Below are 16726 nucleotides of genomic sequence, written 5' to 3'. Positions count from 1 at the left end.
CGGGTGCGCACGACGCTCGGACGACCCGGCAAGCCGAGCGCGGCGGGCGCGCCCGGCAGGCGCGGCGGCTAGCTCTACTGCGGGACGTCGGCCGGGGAAGCGAACCGCCAAGGGCCCATGGGACCTTCCGCGTCATGGCAGGCTCCCGTCGGCTCCGATGAGCCCTCCTCGCATCCGCACCTTGGGTGAGGTCGACGTCCCCTGGTTCTGCGTCGGCTGCCCGAGCGTGAACACCATGCGGTAGCGCGAGCTCCTCGCGACCTCGCCGGCCGTCACCGTCTCGGTCACCCCGACGCGCCTGGGCGTCTGCGCGCCCCCGCCCTGCCCGCCGCCGTGCCCATCGCCGCCCTGCCCATCGCCGCCCTGCCCGCCGCCGCCCCACCCCCCATCGCCGTCCACGGTGCCGCCGTCCGCGGCGACGCCGCAGCTGCAGCTGCACCCGGGGAGCAGCGCAGAGCTCACCACGATCGCCCCGAGCCAGGCGGAAAAGCGCAGTCCGCGATTCACTGAGTCCTCCAGGCTGACGGCAGGTCGTGCGAAAGGACCATTGGACGAGCGGCGGCGATCGGCGTCAAGCGAGGACGCCGCCTCCGCCGCAGGACGCGCCGCGCGAGCGGCGCGCAGCAGCGACGCCGCTCGCGCGGCCCTGTGAAGCGGTGTGGACAGGCGGCGGCGCGCGCGCTATGCGGCCGCGTGAGCCGCGCTGGCAAAGAGAAGGAGCGAGAGGGGGAGAAGCTCATCGTGCGCAACAAGCGCGCGACGTTCGACTACACCCTCGACGATCGGTTCGAGGCAGGGTTGGTGCTGCTCGGCAGCGAGGTGAAGATGCTCCGCGACGGCGCGGCCGAGCTCACCGACAGCTGGTGCGCCATCGAGAACGGGGAGGCGTTCCTGAAGGGGGTCAACATCCCCGTGATGCCCGGCGCCGCCTTCGGGCACGAGGCGAAGCGCCCGCGCAAGCTGCTGCTGCACGAGAGCGAGATCGAGGCGATCCGCAAGAGCGTGGAGCGGGAGGGCATGACCGTGATCGCAACCCGCCTCTACTTCAAGAACGGCCGTGTGAAGGCGGAGATCGCCCTCGCGAAGGGGAAGAAGACCGTCGACAAGCGCGAGAGCCTGAAAGAGAAGGACGCCACCCGCGAAGCCCGCGCGGCGATGGAGCGGGCCCGCGGCGGCGCCGCCCGCGCGCGGAGCGCCGGGCTGCGGAGGCCGGAATGACGTCGCACCTCACCTGGTCCAAGGGCGGCGAGGCAGAGCTCGTCGAGATCGACGACGATCGCGTCCGGCTCCACTCGACCGCCTCCTCGGCGCCCGGAGCGCGCGTCGAGGGCTCGCTCCAGCCGACAGGGACGGCGATCCGGGTGAAGGTCGCCCGGTGCCGCCTGCGCACATCCACCGAGCCCAGCGACACGGCGCCCGGTGAGCGCACCTACGAGATCGAAGGCCGGCTCATCGATGCGACGCGCGAGGTCCGCGCCGAGCTGGCGCGGCTCGTCGGCGGCGAACGCACGGGCTGAGCCACGACGATCCGCCCAGCAGCGAACGCCCAGGCTGTTCTGTAGCGGCGGCGCGGCGCGGCCCGTCCGGCATCGCGTGTTGCGATGGCTCAGCGCGACCCATACGCTGGCTTTCTATGAAAATTACGTCGCGCCCTCGTGTAATTCTGCGCCGCTGCTCGACGTATGACGTGGCGAAGATCCGCAGCATCGTGCGCAGCGGTCTCGAAGAGCTCTCGCTGCGCCCGCACGGCCGGACGCTCATCAAGCCCAACGTCGTCGCGTCGGGAACGCACTTTCCGCACGCGTACACGCGGCCCGAGTTCGTCGAGGGGGTGATCGGCGCGCTCAAGGATCGCGACGACGGGCGCGTGAGAGAGCTCGCCGTCGGGGAGCGGTGCGGCATCACGCTCCCGACCCGCATGACGTACGAGAGCGCCGGCTACTACCCGATGTTCCGCCGGACCGGGGTCAAGCACTACCACTTCGAGGAAGAGCAGCAGGTCGAGATCCCCCTCACGCACGGGGGCCGGCTGCGCGACTACGTGTTCACGCCGGAGCCCGTCGCGAAGGCCGACTTCTTCGTGAACTGCCCCAAGTTCAAGTCGCACCCCTGGACCACCGTGACCTTCTCGATGAAGAACTACATCGGGATCCAGGACGATCGGCACAGGCTCATCGATCACGATCACCGGCTGAACGAGAAGGTCGCCGACCTCCAGTACATCGTGCAGCCGCAGTTCATCGCGATCGACGCCATCACCGCGGGCGAGGGCCGGATGCTCACGCCCTCGCCGTTCGACCTGGGCCTCATCATCATGGGGAACAACCAGGTCGCGTTCGACTCGGTCTGCTGCCAGATCATCGGCGTCGATCCGAGGAGCGTCGAGCACATCCGCCTGGCGTCGGAGCGCGGCTTCGGCCCGATGGACCTCGGCGAGATCGAGATCACGGGGGACGTGACGCTCGAGGAGGCGAAGCACAAGGCCAAGGGGTTCAAGGTGGGCCTCGTCCGCGTCGAGAAGTACTTCGAGGGCACGAACATCACGGCCTACGCGGGCTCTCCGCCCGAGCCCGAGCGCACCGACTACTGCTGGGGCGGCTGTCCAGGGGCCATCGAGGAGGCGATCGAGATCCTGCGCGAGTACGACAAGGAATGCGACGCGAAGATGCCGCGGATGCACGTCGTGTTCGGCGCCTACGAGGGCCCCATCGACGCGAAGCCGGGCGAGAAGGTGATCTTCATCGGCGACTGCGCGACGTACAAAGGGAAGATCGGCGATCAGCTGGTCAGCATCGAGAGCCTGTACCGGGAGCGGAGCGCGCGGGACCCCTACACCGCGAAGCACGACGACGTCCTCGCGAAGATGGTGAAGGTGACGACCAAGCTCGCGATGGCCCGGAACGAGACCACCCTCCGGCTCGAGGGCTGCCCCGTGAGCGTGGCGGAGCAGGTGCTCACGCTGGTCACGCTGGGCAAGACGAAGAACCCGTACTTCGCCCCCGACCAGCTGCTCGACTTCAACAAGGCGTACGTCGCCTGGCGCGGGGCTTCGCTCGCGAAGCGGATCGCCGGCAAGCCCTACCAGGTCCACGGCGCCTGCCCGCGCGGCGACGCGGCGCCCGAGCTCCCGTCCGAGCCGCCTAGCCCGCCGGACGCAGAGTGAGATCGAAGAGGACGTCGAGCTCGTCCCGCACCTTGAAGGCGCCGAGCGGCCCCTTCACCTCGCGCACGCCGAGCGCAGCCATCGACAGCTGACAGGTACCCGTCACCCCGATCGCGCCGTCGCCGCGATCGCGCGAGGAGAGCCGCGCCACCAGCGAGGCGCTCCCCGAGGCGACCTGGACGCGCACCTCGGCGCGGTCACGCGTGGCCCCCGAGGCGCGCACCGCCACGATCTCGGTCCCCGCGAGCACCTCGCCCCGCAGGCGCCGCTCGATGTCGCCGCGATCCCCCGCGGAAAGCGCGTCGGGATCGACGCGATCGCCGCGCAGGACCCCCGCGACGGAGAGCCTGGCCACGGGGACCTCGAGCTCGGCGGTCCATGACTCGCCGTCGAGCCGCGCCCGACCGCGCAGCTCGGACGCCGTGATCTCGAGGTCGTGCGCCAGGCGCGCGAGCATCCCCACGGCTCGGGTGTGGATCGTCAGGCGGGACGCGTTCGGATCGATGTGCAGCTCGCTCATGGGATGGAGCTCCTTTTCATCATCATGATCATGCAAGGGCGCGCCGGTCAGCGACGCTTGGAGCGGCGGGGGCCCTCGGGCACGAGCACGTAGCGGCTCGACGACGGCTCGGGCTGCCGGAGGAGCTCGGCTCGGAGCAGCGCCTCCGCGAGCCGCGCCTCGATGACCTCGTCCGTGACGCCAGGCTCGAGGGTCACCACAGCGGCCTGGATGTCGCGCGCCAGGGCGTCGAACTCCGCGCTGTCGAAGGCGTAGATGTCGTCGGGGAACAGGAGCGCGAGCGGCTTCCGCTCCACGGCCGTGTTCGTCAGCGCCGCCAGGTCGCTCTCGACGATGAGCATGACGCGAGCCCGCAGGCACATCCCCCTGCAGCGCGCCGCCAGCGCCTCGGACGAGCCGACGAGCAGGACCGCTCGAGGCGCGTTGACCGCCTTGGTGGCCTCGTCGTCCCCGTGCTCCTGAGTCATTCCCTGAAGAGTACGTGAACGAGCGGATGAAGCCATCCCTCTTGCGCCGCGCACGCCATCGCGATGGACGTCAAGCAGCCGGTCGGGGCAAGGCGAGCCGAGCTCCCGCGACCCCGGCCCGCGCGCTACTCCCTGCAGCGAGCCGCCGCGGCGAGCGCGAGGACAAGGGCGCTCGAAGCGAGCAGGGCGGCGCTCGCGGGCTGCCCGAGCCCGAGCGGCGACGGGCCGCCGAGGAGGTTGACGGCGTTGCCCCGGGGCAACAGTGCGCCGATCACCCCCGCCGAGCCACCGAGCAGGAGATCGGCCGCGAGCGGCACGAAGCGGCCGAGGCCGCGCCGGAAGAAGGTCGCACCGAGCGAGAACCAGCCAGCGTAGGCGGCTCCGGTGAGCGCGCCGATCCACCCACTGATGAGCATGTCTCGGATGAATGGCGCAGCGCCGGGGCGATGAGCGACGGCGACGACGACGACGGCGAGCAGCGCTCCCACGAGGGCGGAAGCGAGGGCCGTGGCCAGGGCGATGCCGAGCGCGACATGGTGGGACGAGGCGCCGAAGCGGGCCGCCGGCCAGGCCGCGTCGCGCAGCGTGGTGCGATCGGCGGCGTCGGCGGCGAGGGCGAAGATCGTGAGCGGCGTGGCGAGGCGGAACGTGGAGAGCAGCGCCCGGTCCACGGCCCCGGAAGACCCGAACGCAATCTCGATGACCGCGGCCGCGACCGCGAGCGCGGCGCCGAGCCCGAACGAAAGCAGCGGGCGCCGCGCGCGGAGGCGGCTCAGGGTCATCTCCATCCCGAGGCGGACGCCCGTCAGCGCGCGCCCGCCCCGCTCGGCCCCCCCTTCCGCGGGAGGAAGCGGCCGCGCTGCGGCGCTCGATGCGCTCTCACCCACCATCGTGGCGTCCTGTCTCCGTGGCGTGCGGCGAACCGTCGGCCCCCGGCGGGTCGGCCCCGATCGGCCCGCCGGCAGCGGCATCGCCATGCGCCGGCAGCGGCACACCAGCGGGCGCGGACGGACCGTCCGACGGCCGGCCGAGCGGCGCTGCCGGGTCGAGCGGCGCCGGCGCGTCGAACGCCGCCACCGCAAACGGCCCCTCGGGCGCGCCCGGCAGCGGGGCAGCGCCGTCGATCGCAGGTGCGCCGAAGGGCCGGCGCGAGCGAACGGCGGCCAGGTGCAGCGCGGTCGCCGCCCGCACGTCGTGCATCGACGGGGGCGGCGAGGAGATCGCGACGAGCGTGACGTCCTCCCTCGCGGCCGCATCCAGGATCGCGAGCGCGGCCGCCTCCCTGTCCGCGGCCCGGATCCGCAGCGTCGATGACGCCTCCGCCGGCCCCTGCTCCCACGCGCCCGCGCGCACGGCGGGAGCGCCCGCGAGCGCCGCGGCGAGCGCGCGAGCGCCGGGCGCGTCGGGCGCCCGCTCGTGGACGAGCACGTGGATCTCGACCTCGGGCCGCCCCGCGCCCGGCGGGTCCGCGCCCGGGGCAGCGGCGAGGCGCTCGCCGGCGCCGGGCTCGGTCCGCGCGATGACGCCGCGATCGAGCACGTGGATGCGGTCGGCGAGGGCGCTCGCGTCGACGGTCGAGGACGTGACGAGCATGACGCACGCGCCAGCCGCAGCGAGGGCGCGCAGGCGCTCCCGGACCGGCTCCGGAGACGGCACGGCGACGTCGGCGAACGGCTCGACGAGGCAGAGCAGGAGCGGCCGCGGCACCCCGAGGGCAAGCGACAGCTCGACCGCCCGGGCCTCGGAGAAGCTCAGCGAGGCCGTGCGGCGGGCGAGGAGCGGCGCGACGCCGAGCGGCTCGAGGAGCGCCGCGGCGCCGCTCGCGGGCGCGCCGCGGGCCCGGAGCGCGACCGACATGCACGACGCCACCGACGCGCCGTCGGGCAGCTCCGGGGTGGCGGCCAGGACGCCGATCCGCGCCCGCGTCGCCGCGCTCCGGCACGGGTCGCGCCCCGCCACGAGGACGCGGCCGGCGAGGGGGGCCGCGCGCCCAGCGAGCACCTCCGCGAGGGCGAGCGTCCCGTCCTCCGGGGCGCCGAGCACCGCGTGCACGCCCGGGCCGAGCGCCAAGGACAGGCCCGAGAGGCCCCCCCGAGGGCGCCCCTCCTCGCCGGCGCCATCGCGCGCGCGCACGCCCTCGAGCACCACGACAGGAGCGCCCGGGCTCATCCTGCAGGGCCTCCCGCCGAGCGGGCCGCGAAGGAGAGGAACGCGCCGAGCGCCCCCGGGATCGACCACCTCGAGTCGCCGGCGAGATCGGCGAGCCCCCAGGGGACGAGGGTCAGCACCAGGAACAGGGCGCGCCCTCGCGCCCCGGCGACGCGGCCGCTCGCCGCGGCGAGGCCGCCGAGCGTCACGCCGGAGACCACGCCGAACAGGGCGAGCGCGGCGCCGTACGCGAGGTGCTGGAGGCCGAGCAGCAGCGAGCCGGAGAGGAGCGCCGCAAGCGCCGAGAGCGCGGCCAGCGGGAGCGCGACGACGCGCGCGACCTCGAGCATCGCGGCGAGGCTGCGCACGCCGTGGAGCGAGGCCCGCGAGATCCCCCGCGCGGCGGCGAGGGCCTCGATGCCGTCGCGGCGGTCGGCCCCCGGGCGATCGTGCGCCGCGGCGAGGGCGATGGGGCCAGCGGCCGCCCACGCGAGCCCGCGCGCCGCGGACCCGAGCAGCGCCTCCAGCGACGTCGTCCCGTCGTCCAGCCGGAGCACGAGCGCCGTGACGCCGCACCCCAGCGAGATGAGCGCCGCCATGGCGACGCCGAGCCGCCCGCCCCGCGCGCCGCGGAGCCGCGCGCAGCCGAGCGCGACGGCTGCGCGCAGCGAGCGCCGCGCGGCCGCGCGCCGCCGCGCGGGATCGTCCGGACGCTTGCTCGGCGCGTCGCGCGGTTCGGGGTCGTGCGGGCGGGTCATCGGAGGAGCGTGCGGACGGGGCGGCGGCGACGCGCGCTGCTAGCGCTGCCCTTCCAGGCGCCCGGGCGCAAGGCGAATGTGCCACGGGCCGGAGCGCGCCGCCGGAATGTGGCGCCGCCGCGCGCCAGCGCCACCCGTTACGACGGCGTCGCGACCGCGAGCCCCGGCGCGCTCGTCGCGACGCCGAGGGGCCTCAGTCGTACGAGAGCCCGCGGCGGCCCTTGTGCTTGCGCTTGCGCTCCTTGTCGGCGACGCCGATCTTGCCCCACTCGTAGGTGATCCGACGGCGGAACGCGCCCAGCGCATCGCCGCCGTACAGAAAGAGCTCGCGCGGCGAGTCCGTCTCGCCGATCGTGGGCTCCCAGAGATCCGACGGGACGAACGCGAGCAGCGCCGGCGCGCTCATGCGCATCCGGGCGATGAGGAGCCCGCACGTCGTCCCGTCGCCCGGGCGCGCCCGCTTCGCGCGCTTGGCGCGGCCGCGCGACGCCCCGCTCACCCCGACCGGCCGCGCGCAACCGCCGCCGAGCACGAGCTCCTCGTTGCCCCGGGGGTGCCAGGTCCACATGCGCTCCACGCGGAACGCCCCCTCGGCCGACCCGGCCCGGGACGCGTTGCGCACCTCCTCCGGCGCGAGCGCCGCGAGCTGCGCCGCGGCGCGCGCGTCGACGAGCCGCTCCAGCCGGAGCGGGCGATCGCGCGTCACCTCGAGCACCACCTCGAAGCTGTTCACCTCGCCGGCGCAGCAGCGGACGCCGACCTCGGGGCGGCGCGTGTCCGGCTTGGCGCCGCGCCCGTGGGCGCATCGCCCCACGAGCTCGCCGGTCGGCCCGTTGCCTCCGCGCAGCGTGACGAGCCCCGGCTTGCCGCTGCCCCGCTGCCACTGGCTCGAGGTCCAGGTCCATACGCCGCCATGGAGATCGTGCACCCCGAACGCGCTCACGCACCCGGCGTTCACCCCGTTGGGCGTCAGGACCCGGCTCTGCCCGGTCGCGCAGACCGGCGCCTTGTACGTGTCGCCGTACTCGTACGTCGTGTTGTCCGGCCCCTTGCAGGCCCGCTCGATCTCGAGCTCCGTGCAGAGGCGCTTGCCCTGCGCCTCGCACAGCGCGCGCGCCTCGTCCTGCGCGATGTTCGAGGTCGGGATCGCGCCGACCTCGTTGGGGTACGAGAAGATGTCGATGTAGAAGCCGTGCATCACGACCTGCGCGCCCGCCATCTCCTCGTCGGCGATGCGCGGCAGCCGGTCCGGCGGCGTGCCCGCGATGAGCACGCCCTTCGGGATCCACGCCATGCCGGGGCGCGGTTCCGGCTCGGTCTGGCTCACGTCCCAGGGCGGGGCGGCGTCGAGGTCGGCGTCCGTGCCCAGCGGGGCGCCGCCGCGATCGCAGCCGGGAGAGGCCGCGAGGAGGCCGGCGAGCGAGGCGGCGGCGAGGGCCTTCCCCCTCGGCGCACGGACGGAGCGCTGCTCGCCGAGGCCCACGGGCTCACTCGGCGTCGCGCTCGCGGAGGTTCAGCTCCTTCATCTTGAGCTGGAGCCCCTTGCGCGAGATCTTGAGGAGCCGCGCGGCGTGGGTGACGTTGCCGTGCGTCTGCTTGAGGGCGCGCTCGATGAGGTCGCGCTCGAGCTTGCTCATCGCCGCCTTCACCTGCTCCTTGAGGCCGTCGGGCGTCGACGGCGCGGCGGAGGTGTCCGCGGCGGCGGCCGCGAGCGGCAGCGACACGCCGGACGCCGACGTAGCGCCGCCGCGGATCTCCTCCGGCAGGTCGTCGAGGCGGATGCGCGCGCCGTCGGCGAAGAGCAGCGCCCGCTCGACGACGTTCTCGAGCTCGCGGATGTTCCCCGGCCAGGCGTGCGAGGCCAGGCGCTCGAGCGCCTCGGGCTCGATGCTCTCGATGCTCTTCTTGAGGCGCGCGTTGAACTTCGCGACGAAGTGCGCGCAGAGGTGGGGGATGTCGCTCCGCCGGTCGCGCAGCGCGGGGAGCGCGATCGGGACGACGTTGAGCCGGTAGAAGAGGTCTTCCCGGAACGTGCCCGCCGCGATCTCCCGCTTGAGGTCGCGGTTGGTTGCGGCGACGAGCCGGACGTCGACGTGGATGGTCTTGATGCCCCCGACCCGCTCGAACTCGCTCTCCTGCAGGACGCGCAGGAGCTTCACCTGCATCTCGTTCGGGATCTCGCCGATCTCGTCGAGGAAGAGCGTCCCGCCAGAGGCGAGCTCGAAGCGCCCCGGCTTGGAGGCGACCGCGCCGGTGAAGGCCCCGCGCTCGTAGCCGAAGAGCTCCGACTCCATGAGGTCCTTCGGGATGGCCGCGCAGTTGACCTTGATGAACGGCCGGTCGCGGCGGCCGGAGTTCTCGTGCAGCGCCCGCGCGACGAGCTCCTTCCCGGTGCCGCTCTCGCCGCTGATGAGCACCGTGGTCGGCGTGTCGGCGACCCGCTCGAGGATCGCGTAGAGCTCCTGGATGGGCGGGCTCTCGCCGATGATGCCGAACCGGTCGGAGCCCCCCCGGGGCTGCGCCGCGGAGACGTCCCGCGTCGCGTCCGCGCTCGCGAGATCGCGGGTGCGGAGGGCCTTCTTCACGACGACGCGCACCTCGTTCTGATCGAACGGCTTCGTGATGTAGTCGAACGCGCCCGTCTTGAGCGCCTCGACGGCGTTGTCGACGGTCCCGTGCGCCGTGAGCAGCACCACAGGCCGCGACGGGTCGTCGCGGAGCGCGGCGCGGAGCAGGTCCATGCCGTCGACCTTGGGCATCCGGAGATCGGTGATGACCAGATCGATGTGGTGCTCCTTCAGGAACGCGAGCCCCTCCTCGCCGTCTTCCGCGGTGTGGACCTCGTAGCCATCCCGGCCGAGCTGGGCGCTGAGGACCCGCCGGAGGTTCGCCTCGTCATCCACGACGAGGATCTGCTTCTTCTCGGGGAGCATCACCGGGCGAGACTAGCAGAACCGGAAACCAAGCGAGCGCCGGGACCGTTCCTCGACGCGCCGGCCGGCCGCCCTCGCGCCGGCGGCGTTCCCGTCCCGCTCCCGCGGCCGCCGCCTCGCTCGGCGTCCCATGCCGTCCCCCGGCCGTCGCTTCGCTCGGCGCTCCTGTCCCGCTCCCCTGGCCGCCGCTCCGCCCGGCGCTCGCCACGCCGGTCGGCAGGCCGAACGCATTGCCTCGAGGTCCGCAACTATTCCTTTTTCTCGCTGCCGGCGAAGCGGATCAGTATGCTGCGGCCACTTCTCGGAGGGCGGCTCGGATGCGTGTGTTTCGGACTTGGCTGGTCGGTCTCGGCGCGGGGATATTCCTCGCCGCGGGGTTGGCCTTAGCAGGAGATCCGGCCGTCGAATACCCCGAGTGCTACCGCACGGCGACCCCCGCCGACCTGGAAGGCGCCAAGGGGGCGCACAAGGCCGCCACGCAGTTCTACGAGCGCGCTGACTACGATCGCGCCATCCAGTACTGGAAGGACGCTTACCAGCTCGACTGCTCGGCGCACGGCGTGCTGATCAACATCGCCAACGCCTACGAGAAGAAGGGCGAGCGGGCCGAGGCGGTCACGGCGCTGGAGACCTACCTGGCCCGTACGCCGGACGCGAGCGACGCGCAGACGATCCAGGACAAGATCCAGAACCTCAAGAACGCCCTCCGGCCGGCGCCGAGCGCCAGCGCGAGCGCGTCCGCGTCGGCGCCGGCGGTGCTCCCGACGGCCCCCACCGCCTCGGCGATCCCGGACCGCCCCAAGGAGGAGCCTCCGCCGCAGCCGCCTTACGGCTATTCGCCGTGGGTCGCGACGGGCGCCGGGGTCGTCACGCTGCTGGTCGGCGGGATCCTGACCTCGAGCGGCTTCGCGGACATCGGCGCCGCCGAGGATCGTTGCCCGTCGCGCAAGGGCTGCGCGGAGGAGGTGGCCGAGAAGGGCAATCAGGGGCGCACGCACGCGACGGTCGGCGGCGTGCTGCTCGGGTTGGGCGCCGCCGGCGTCGCCGGTGGCCTCATCTGGGAGCTCGGCTTCAACCAGCCCTGGCCCAGCAAGATCCAGCTGACGCCGGTCGCTGGACCCGGCGCGGCCGGGCTCGGCATGGCCGGCCGCTTCTGAGAGCTGGCGACCTGGCGCCGGGCGCGACGGCGACGTGGTCGAGCGCCCCGGCCGCACGGGGCGGCGGGGCGGCGGGGCGGCAGAGGCTGGCAAGCGACCGCCGCGCTCGCGAGCGAGCGCTCACCGGCGCATCGTCTACTCTCCTGTCGTGCTTCTCAGCTCCCACGCCCGCTCGCCCCTGACACGGCGCCGTCTGCACAGGATCGCGCTCCCCTGCGCGCTGCTCGCCGCGCTGACGGGTACGATGACGGCGGTGCTCGCCGATGGCGACGCCCCTGCGCCCGCGATCTCGCGGGTCGGCCGTCTCCTCGTGCCCACGGCCGTCGCGGCGCCCGCCGATCTCTCCGCGCCACCCAGCGTCGCGATCCTCGCGACGCCTCCGGGGGCGGCCCGGACCACGCTCCACATCGCGCCGATCGGCGGAGCCAAGGCCGGTCCCGCGCTCGCCACGCTCCGGCACCTGAGCGACGCCGTGGTCCGCGCCCGCGTCGTCCCGCGGACGCGGCTCGTGGTCGCGACCGCCGAGACGAGCCCGTCCAGCGACCGCTCGTTCAACTCGAGCCTCTTCCGGATCCTGCCGGGCGCAGAGCCCGTCGCGCTCTGCGACGGCGTGGTCCACGCGAGCCGCCCGCTCGTCACCGCCGAGGGGCGCGTCTTCGTCTCGCGCGGCGTCGCCGGCCCGGAGCCGCAGCCCGACAACAACCCCGCGCAGCTCCGGGTCGACGCGCTCACCATCGACGAGGTCGACCTCGCCACCGGCGCGATCCGCACCGTGCACCGGCACGCCGGCCACCTCGCCTTCCTCGCCGGCGCGTGGAACGGCGAGCTCGTCCTCTACCGCGTCTCCCCGGCGTCGGCCGACATCGTCCTCGTGGACCCCGACTCCGGCGCGACGCGGGTGATCGCCCCGTCGATCCCGCCGTTCGCGCGCGATTTCTCGATCGACGCCGCGGCGGGCGCGCTCGTGTTCCAGGAGCGGCACGAGACCAACCCTGGCCTGTGGGTCATCGATCGGATCGATCTCGCCCGGGGCAAGCGCACCCGGCTCGAGGCGAGCGCGAGCCACGGCCTCGCCCCGTACGCCTGGCCGGGCGGCGGGCTCGCGTACACGCCCGAGCGCGCCACCGGCTTGTTCGTCGTCGGCGCGCGCGCCACGGTCCGCGGCCCGCTCGGCCCCGGCATCGACGCCATCCAGGCCGTCTCGCAGGACGCGGCGTGGGTGGCGGCGCTGCACACGAGCCCGTCCGCGTTCGCCGTCCCCTTCGCGATCCGGGTGGAGAGCGGCGAGGTCGCCGCGATCCCTGCGCCCCCCGGCGCGCGCATCGCCGTCGCCGGCTTCACCGCCGCGAAGGAGGAGCCGTGAGGGGCCGCCTTCTCCTGATCCCGGCGGCGCTCTCCGCGGCCGCGCTGGTCGCGCCGGCCGCGCGCGCCGCGTACTGCCCCTGCTTCACCGCGTCGAGCGCGTACAACGATCGCGGCTGCGCGATCGAGGCCGTGCCCGGGATCAACCCCTCCGTCGCGGAGTGGAACGCCATCTTCGACCGCGTCTCGCGGGGCCCCGATGCCTGGGGCGACGCCGGCCCGCCGGCCTTCGGCCTCGGCCAGGGCTGCGGTCTGCCCGAGGCGCGGCGCGACGTTCCCGCCACGTTCCCCTGCGAGCTGCTCAAGGCGATCGCCATGCAGGAGTCGGGGTGGCAGCAGTTCTGCGCGCCGGACAGGCCCATGGACCAGGCGGGGGGGAGCTCGAGGACGATCATCTCCTTCGACTGCGGCTACGGCGCCTCGCAGATCACGAGCGGCATGCGGCGCGGCGACAGCCCGGATTTCGATCCGCGCCGCGTGGCCGCGGAGCCGACCTACAACGCGGCCACCGGCACCCAGATCCTGGCCTCGAAGTGGAGGGCCACGCGCTGCGTCGGCGACCGGCAACCCGCGTTCATCGAGCACTGGTACAGCGCCGTGTGGGCCTACAACGGGCTCGCGTACGTCAACAACCCGAACAACCCCAACTACGACGCGGGCCGCGGCGTCTACGACCCGGCGATCGGCGGCGCCGTTCCGTACCAGGAGCGGGTGTTCGGCTGGATGGAGCACACCGGGGGGCGCTGGGAGAGGACCGAGGTCGCCTACCCTGACCTGGGCGAGATCGGCGGCACAGGCGCGCCGCCCGCGCTCTCCGATCCCCGCTGCGCGTCGCCGACGGACTGCACGCGCAAGCGTCCCCTCCATCTCACGCGCTGCGCGGACGACGGCGGCGAGACGGGCGGCGGCGGCGCAGGCGGCGATGGCGGCGCAGGCAGCGGCGGTGAAGGCGGGAGCGGCGGTGAAGGCGGCGGCACGGGCGGCCGCGGCGGCGCAAGCGGGAGCGGCGGCGACGCCGGCGACGCCGGCGGCGCGCCCATCACGACCGCAGGCCACGGAGGCGCTGGAGCCCCGCCGGGCAGCGACGACGACGACGACGACGACGACGACGACGACGCAACGACCTCGACGACGGTCGGCATCTACGGCCGATGCTCCTGCGACGCGCCCGGGAACGGCGCGGCCGCGGGCGCGGCGTCCTGGCTCTCGCTCGGCGCCGGGGCGCTCGCTGTCGCATGGCGCCGGAGGCTTCCGAGGCGACGCCGCGCCGACTAACCTCGCCATCCATGCCGCCTCCGCTGGGATCCGAGCACATCGCGGCGTGGGCTGCCCGGCGCGGCCTCGCCTTCACCGCGCGCCCTGACGAGGCCTGGTTCCGCCGCTGGGAGCCCTACGACACGATCGCGCCCCCCTCCGCCTACCTCTCCGCGTGCACGTGGACGGCGAACCCCGGGCACGCGGTGATCGCCGAGCCCTGGTACGCCGAGGGCGAAGCCGAGCCCCTCGAGCGGACGCTGCTCGGCTTCGCGGCGCACCCGGCGCTCCAGCGCCGCGCCTCGATGCGCGTCGGCGAGCACTTCCTGACGCGCGTCGCCTTCATCGAGAGCGCTCCCCCGCCCCGGGTCACCCTCGACGATGCGCTCTGGGACGCCCACGTGACGACCTTCGCCGCCTCCCAGCGCGAGGCCTCAGGCGCGTTCCATCCGCGGCTGCGCAAGCTCCTCGCCCGCCGCGGCTTCCAGGGGCACCTCGAGCTCCGACCTGGCGGGCTCGTGGTCCACTGCGCCGGCCTGCGGCCCATCCCGGAGCACTACGAGCGGCTGCTCGGCGTCGTGCGCGAGCTCGTCAACGCGGCGATCCCGCACGCCTGAGCGCGCACGAACGCGGCGCTCGCGACGCCCGCGAGCCCCCGCAGGGGCGGGGCCGGCCAGGCCCGCCGACCAGCCCTGTCGACGCGTCCGCCGCGCCGTTCTAGGCTCACCGACCATGGCCAAGGTCTTGGTCGTCGAGGATGAGCCGGCCATCGCCGAGTCGATCGCCTACTTCCTGCGCCGCGACGGGTTCGCGGCCACCGTCGCCACCACGCTCGCGGCCGCGGAGCGGGAGATCGACAAGGCCGACCTCATCATCCTCGATCTCATGCTCCCCGACGGCAGCGGCTTCGACCTGATCGGCCAGGCGCGGCGGAGGGCGGCGCGCGCCGCGATCATCGTCCTGTCGAGCCGCGACAGCGAGGCCGACCGCGTCGCCGCGCTCGAGACCGGCGCCGACGACTACGTGACCAAGCCGTTCTCCCCCCGGGAGATCGTGGCGCGGGTGCGGGCCGTCCTGCGCCGCGCCGCGCGGCCCTCGCCGTCCGCCGGCGCGTCGGCGCCGCTGCCGCTCGTCGTCGACGAGGCCACGCGGCGCGCGTACGTGAGCGGCCAGAAGGTCGACCTCACCCGCGTCGAGTTCGATCTGCTCGCCTGCATGCTGGCCGCGCCGGGCAGGGTCTTCACGCGCGCGCAGCTCATCGATCGCGTCTGGGGCGACGGGTTCGCGATCACCGACCGGACCATCGACTCGCACGTGAAGGGGCTCCGGAAGAAGGTCGTCGAGGCCGGCGGCGACGCCGACCTCATCGAGACGGTGCGCGGCGTCGGCTACCGCGTCGCGGACAAGCCGGGCCCCGCGGAAGGCGGCGGTTGACGCGTGCTGCGCCTCGTCGTCACCGCGGCGGCGGCGGTCTCGCTCATCCTGCTCGTCGCGCTGTTCGCCTCCCGCCTCGTCCGCGCCCGGACGGCGGGGATGAGCATCCGGATGCAGATCTTCATCGCGCTCGGCGGCATCGTCGGCGCGTTCGCGTTCGGGCTCGGGCTGCTCGTCATCGATCGCATCGAGGCGCGCGCGACGCTGCTCGCCGAGGGCAGCGCGCGCGACGAGGCGGCCGCATTCGCCGCCGTGGCCGCGATGGAGATGGAGGTGCGCGGCGTCGATCTCGCGGCGGTGCGCGCGCTCGACGGCGAGGCCGAGGGCCCGACCGCCCAGAGCATCGCGCTGCTCGATCCCGAGGGCCGCGTGCTCCGGGCGCGCGGCGCCTCGCCGGGCGAGCCCGGGACCGTCTTCGTGACCGCGCCCATAGAGGTCCGCGGCCAGCGCGTCGGCGGCGTGCAGGTCGTGAAGCCGACCATCGTGGTGCAGCGGATGGTCGCCGACTTCGCCCCGCCGATCCTCGTGCTCAGCACGGTGCTCGGCGCCGCGGCGGCGATCTCGTCGTTCCTGATCGGCCGCACCATCGCGACGCCGATCGAGGCGCTCACCGAGTTCGCGGTGCGCGTGAGCGAGGGCGAGGTGCGCGCGGCGACGCCGCCGGCGCAGGGCCGCGAGGTCCAGCGGCTGACGCGCGCCATCGACTCGATGCGGCGCCAGATCGAGGGCCGCCCCTTCGTCGAAACGTTCGCCGCGGATCTCTCGCACGAGCTCAAGAACCCCGTCGCCGCGATCCGCGCGAGCGCCGAGGTGCTCTCCGAGGGCCCGCTCGACGACGCCGAGGAGGCCGCCCGCTTCGTCGCGCGCATCCGCGAGGCGACCACGCGGATCGAGGCGCTCCTCGGGGAGCTCCTGTCGCTCGCGCGCCTCGAGGCGCGCGGCGTCGAGCACGCCGCGGTGGTCGACCTGGTCACGATCGCAGAGGCCGCCGCGGCGCGGGCGCGAGAGCGCGGCAGCCGCGTCGAGCTCGACACGCCGAGCTCGGCGGCGGTGCGCGGCGACGAGCAGTGGCTGTCGCGCGCCCTCGACAACCTGCTCGACAACGCGCGCACGCACGGCGACGCCGCGGCCCCCGTCCAGATCGCCGTGTCTCGCGTGGGCGGACAGGTCGCGATCTCGATCCGCAACCGCGGCGAGATCGGGCGGCACGTCGCGGGCCGCCTTTTCCGCCGTTTCGTGACGACCCGCGCCGACCGGGGCGGCACCGGCCTGGGCCTCGCGATCGTCAAGGCGATCGCCGAGGCCCACAGCGGCTCGGCCGAGTGCACCCACCGCGGGCCGCCCGAGGTCGAGTTCAAGCTCTCGCTGCCGGGGGCCTGATCCTGTGAAAGGATGAGCTCTCTCGCCGCGCCGCCCCTCCCCGGCGCCCCTCTTGGTTTCCGGGAGGTTTCCTCGGTTTGACAGCGCACCGGATCGGTGGTGCGAAGGCGCGGCGGCGGTCGTCGGGCGAGCGGGCGCGTGCGCGTGTCC

The 16726-nt window shown here is 74.2% G+C and carries 17 protein-coding genes; 9 read left to right on the top strand and 8 right to left on the bottom strand.

Annotation, left to right across the window (positions count from 1 at the left end):
- Positions 1 to 132 precede the first annotated feature (132 nt).
- Positions 133 to 507 (bottom strand): hypothetical protein, encoded by a 375-nt coding sequence (locus tag WMF27_RS12770; protein WP_437768593.1) that lies wholly within the window; start codon positions 505 to 507, stop codon positions 133 to 135.
- 186 nt (positions 508 to 693) lie between these two features.
- Here WMF27_RS12770 and smpB point away from each other — a divergent pair, with 186 nt between their 5' ends.
- The 3 genes from smpB (at position 694) to WMF27_RS12755 (ending at position 3163) form a co-directional block, all read left to right on the top strand.
- Complete coding sequence (gene smpB / locus WMF27_RS12765; RefSeq protein ID WP_044968393.1) at positions 694 to 1218, top strand: SsrA-binding protein SmpB; 525 nt, start codon at positions 694 to 696, stop codon at positions 1216 to 1218.
- Positions 1215 to 1517, top strand: coding sequence for a hypothetical protein (locus WMF27_RS12760; RefSeq protein ID WP_437768594.1), 303 nt, complete (start codon positions 1215 to 1217; stop codon positions 1515 to 1517). The genes smpB and WMF27_RS12760 overlap by 4 nt, the downstream gene beginning before the upstream one ends.
- 170 nt (positions 1518 to 1687) lie before the next feature.
- The gene (locus WMF27_RS12755) at positions 1688 to 3163 is read left to right on the top strand and encodes a DUF362 domain-containing protein (RefSeq protein ID WP_437944163.1); all 1476 of its coding nucleotides are present in this window, start codon (positions 1688 to 1690) and stop codon (positions 3161 to 3163) included.
- Here WMF27_RS12755 and WMF27_RS12750 read toward each other — a convergent pair.
- From WMF27_RS12750 to WMF27_RS12720, 7 genes are all read right to left on the bottom strand, one after another.
- Positions 3141 to 3683 carry a hypothetical protein gene (locus tag WMF27_RS12750; RefSeq protein ID WP_437768596.1) on the bottom strand — a complete coding sequence of 181 codons (543 nt, stop codon included), beginning with the start codon at positions 3681 to 3683 and terminating at the stop codon, positions 3141 to 3143. The genes WMF27_RS12755 and WMF27_RS12750 overlap by 23 nt on opposite strands.
- 47 nt (positions 3684 to 3730) lie before the next feature.
- Entirely contained in the window at positions 3731 to 4150 is a 420-nt protein-coding gene (locus WMF27_RS12745) for a hypothetical protein (protein ID WP_437768597.1), read from the bottom strand.
- A gap of 125 nt (positions 4151 to 4275) precedes the next feature.
- Positions 4276 to 5040 carry a hypothetical protein gene (locus WMF27_RS12740; protein ID WP_437768598.1) on the bottom strand — a complete coding sequence of 255 codons (765 nt, stop codon included), beginning with the start codon at positions 5038 to 5040 and terminating at the stop codon, positions 4276 to 4278.
- Positions 5030 to 6319, bottom strand: a complete 1290-nt coding sequence (locus WMF27_RS12735; RefSeq protein WP_437768599.1) for an ABC transporter ATP-binding protein — start codon at positions 6317 to 6319, stop codon at positions 5030 to 5032. The genes WMF27_RS12740 and WMF27_RS12735 overlap by 11 nt, the downstream gene beginning before the upstream one ends.
- A complete protein-coding gene (locus WMF27_RS12730) occupies positions 6316 to 7056 on the bottom strand; it encodes a hypothetical protein (protein ID WP_437768600.1) in 741 nt (246 codons plus the stop codon). Before WMF27_RS12730 ends, WMF27_RS12735 begins: the two co-directional genes overlap by 4 nt.
- Positions 7057 to 7249: 193 nt before the next feature.
- Positions 7250 to 8539: a formylglycine-generating enzyme family protein gene (locus tag WMF27_RS12725; RefSeq protein WP_437768601.1), complete on the bottom strand. Its 1290-nt coding sequence runs from the start codon at positions 8537 to 8539 to the stop codon at positions 7250 to 7252.
- A 4-nt stretch (positions 8540 to 8543) separates the two neighbouring features.
- Entirely contained in the window at positions 8544 to 9989 is a 1446-nt protein-coding gene (locus tag WMF27_RS12720) for a sigma-54-dependent transcriptional regulator (RefSeq protein WP_437769859.1), read from the bottom strand.
- Between the two features lie 377 nt (positions 9990 to 10366).
- Here WMF27_RS12720 and WMF27_RS12715 point away from each other — a divergent pair, with 377 nt between their 5' ends.
- The 6 genes from WMF27_RS12715 (at position 10367) to WMF27_RS12690 (ending at position 16576) form a co-directional block, all read left to right on the top strand.
- Complete coding sequence (locus WMF27_RS12715) at positions 10367 to 11146, top strand: tetratricopeptide repeat protein (RefSeq protein ID WP_437768602.1); 780 nt, start codon at positions 10367 to 10369, stop codon at positions 11144 to 11146.
- Positions 11147 to 11294: 148 nt separating this feature from the next.
- Entirely contained in the window at positions 11295 to 12509 is a 1215-nt protein-coding gene (locus tag WMF27_RS12710) for a hypothetical protein (RefSeq protein WP_437768603.1), read from the top strand.
- A complete protein-coding gene (locus WMF27_RS12705; protein ID WP_437768604.1) occupies positions 12506 to 13783 on the top strand; it encodes a hypothetical protein in 1278 nt (425 codons plus the stop codon). The genes WMF27_RS12710 and WMF27_RS12705 overlap by 4 nt, the downstream gene beginning before the upstream one ends.
- A gap of 11 nt (positions 13784 to 13794) precedes the next feature.
- Positions 13795 to 14379 carry a hypothetical protein gene (locus tag WMF27_RS12700; RefSeq protein ID WP_437768605.1) on the top strand — a complete coding sequence of 195 codons (585 nt, stop codon included), beginning with the start codon at positions 13795 to 13797 and terminating at the stop codon, positions 14377 to 14379.
- 115 nt (positions 14380 to 14494) lie between these two features.
- The gene (locus tag WMF27_RS12695; protein ID WP_437768606.1) at positions 14495 to 15196 is read left to right on the top strand and encodes a winged helix-turn-helix domain-containing protein; all 702 of its coding nucleotides are present in this window, start codon (positions 14495 to 14497) and stop codon (positions 15194 to 15196) included.
- A 3-nt stretch (positions 15197 to 15199) separates the two neighbouring features.
- Positions 15200 to 16576: a histidine kinase dimerization/phospho-acceptor domain-containing protein gene (locus tag WMF27_RS12690; RefSeq protein WP_437768607.1), complete on the top strand. Its 1377-nt coding sequence runs from the start codon at positions 15200 to 15202 to the stop codon at positions 16574 to 16576.
- Positions 16577 to 16726: the final 150 nt, after the last annotated feature.

It is taken from the genome of Sorangium sp. So ce281, assembly GCF_051527395.1.
Lineage (GTDB): Bacteria > Myxococcota_A > Polyangia > Polyangiales > Polyangiaceae > Sorangium > Sorangium cellulosum_B.
The sequence above is the reverse complement of the archived record's forward strand: the minus strand, read 5'-3'. Positions and strand labels throughout refer to the sequence as shown.